Genomic DNA, 1,652 nt, shown 5'->3' with positions numbered 1-1,652 from the left:
CATCCTGAAGCCGTCGGAGCGCGTGCCCTCCGCCGCGCTGATCCTCGCGGAGCTGCTGAGCGAGGCGGGGCTGCCAGACGGGGTGTTCTCGATCGTCAATGGCGATCATGTCGCGGTCGACGCTCTGCTTGAGGCGCCGGAGATCAAGGCGATCAGCTTCGTCGGCTCCACCCCGGTCGCGCGGTACGTCTATGAGACCGCCACACGTCAGGGGAAGCGGTGCCAGGCGCTGGGCGGTGCCAAGAACCACATGGTCGTCATGCCCGATGCCGATATCGAACAGGTCGCGGACGCGCTGATCGGCGCCGCTTATGGCTCGGCGGGCGAGCGCTGCATGGCAATTTCCGTCGCCGTCCCGGTGGGGCAGGAAACCGCCGACCGGCTGGTCGAGGCGCTGGCGCCGCGGGTTCGCGCCTTGCGCATCGGCAACGGGCGCGACAACTCGATGGAAATGGGCCCGCTCATCACCGCGGCGCATCGTGACCGGGTGATGTCGTACATCACCGCCGGCGTCGATCAGGGGGCGGCGCTGGTCGTCGACGGGCGGCGCTTCGCCGCAGAGGCAGGACCGGGCTTCTTCGTTGGCGGCACGCTGTTCGATCACGTGACCCCCGACATGTCGATCTATCAGGAAGAGATCTTCGGGCCCGTCCTGTCGGCGGTGCGCGCGGCCGATTTCGAGGAGGCCGTCCGGCTCATCGCCGGCCATCCCTTCGCCAATGGCACCTCCATCTACACCCGTGACGGCGATGCGGCGCGGGAGTTCGCGCATCGCATCGAGGTAGGCATGGTCGGCGTCAACATCCCGATCCCGGTGCCGATGGCGTTCCACAGCTTTGGCGGGTGGAAGGCGTCGCTGTTCGGCGACCATCACATGCACGGCATGGAAGGGGTGCGTTTCTACACCCGGCTGAAGACGGTGACGGCGCGCTGGCCGCGCAGCATCCGCGCGGGCGCCGAATTCGTGATGCCCACGCTGGCGTGATCCCTGGCGGGCGCCGCGGCCGGTCGCGGGCGCCCGCCATCTCCGTGTTAGTCCTGAATTGACCCCTCCCGGGCCACCCCGCACCACTGTCGGCGGCTGATCGCTTTCGATCGGGCCAACATCATCTGCGGAGGGTCGCCATGACGGGTGCCGGAAAACGAGCGATGGTGGCGCTTCTGCTGGTCGCCGCCTGCCGGCAGCCATCCGAACAAATGACCTGCCCCGACCCGCAGACCGTTGCGCCGCCAACGATCGGCGCGGCGTTCGTCAACGGGCTGACCGGCCGCCTCGCCGGCCCCGACCGCGAGAATACGATCACCGAGGCACTGGCCGAGATCCGGCGACGCGATCCGACGCTCGACAAGACCACGATCATCAACATCATGGTCGCGGCCGAGTGCCCCAATGTCTTTGCCAAGCCCGACCATGATCCAAAGACGATGCGCGCCCGCATCGCATTGTTCCGCGCGCAGGTAATGCAGCTGCTTTCCGGTCAGTAGCGCGGGCGAGACGGGTACTCACCGAACCAGCCAGCGACTGAGGCGTTGGGCATCTGCAACCCGCACGCGAAACGGCAGGAGAATCCGATGAACCCGCTGCGCCCTCCGGGCAATGAGCCCGATCCCGGCGACATGTCCACCGACCCCGGCGCGCCCGCCCCCGTCGA

At 68.0% G+C, this 1,652-nt stretch carries 2 protein-coding genes; both read left to right on the top strand.

What is annotated here, in order from left to right:
- The coding region (gene mmsA / locus XM50_RS00180; RefSeq protein ID WP_046406329.1) for a CoA-acylating methylmalonate-semialdehyde dehydrogenase at positions 1–985 on the top strand (985 nt) is incomplete at its 5' end.
- A gap of 164 nt (positions 986–1,149) precedes the next feature.
- Positions 1,150–1,485, top strand: coding sequence for a hypothetical protein (locus tag XM50_RS00175; protein ID WP_046406327.1), 336 nt, complete (start codon positions 1,150–1,152; stop codon positions 1,483–1,485).
- Positions 1,486–1,652 lie beyond the last annotated feature (167 nt).

The sequence above is a fragment of the Sphingomonas sp. Ag1 genome, assembly GCF_000980895.1.
In the GTDB taxonomy this organism is placed as follows: domain Bacteria; phylum Pseudomonadota; class Alphaproteobacteria; order Sphingomonadales; family Sphingomonadaceae; genus Sphingomonas; species Sphingomonas panaciterrae.
Note: the sequence above shows the minus strand (reverse complement) of the source record. Positions and strands in the feature narration are given on the sequence as shown.